General features: G+C 36.1%; 1 pseudogene. It reads left to right on the top strand.

Features of this window, described 5'->3' with window-relative positions:
• Positions 1–330 (top strand): annotated as a pseudogene (locus H6A07_RS09675) (aminopeptidase); the annotation flags it as partial.

Here is a 330-nt window from a genome sequence, read left to right as displayed (position 1 = left end):
CTATTTTAGCTAACAATGAAACACTTCAAACTGGTGATAAAGTTTATGCTGTTTGCATGAAAAAATCTGTAGCTTTATTCAATATTGGTAGCGAACCTATGGAAAACGGCATGAATATTCTCGGTGCTCATATAGATAGCCCACGCCTTGATATTAAACAAAATCCACTTTATGAAGATGGTGGACTTGCTTATATGGATACACATTATTATGGTGGTATTAAAAAATATCAGTGGGTTACTGTACCGCTTGCTATTCATGGTGTAGTTGTAAAAAAAGATGGAACAGTTGTTGATGTTGTCATCGGGGAAGATGAAGCTGACCCAGTAT

The organism is Olsenella uli (genome assembly GCF_016899935.1).
In the GTDB taxonomy this organism is placed as follows: Bacteria; Actinomycetota; Coriobacteriia; order Coriobacteriales; family Atopobiaceae; genus Thermophilibacter; species Thermophilibacter uli_B.
The sequence above is the reverse complement of the archived record's forward strand: the minus strand, read 5'-3'. Positions and strand labels throughout refer to the sequence as shown.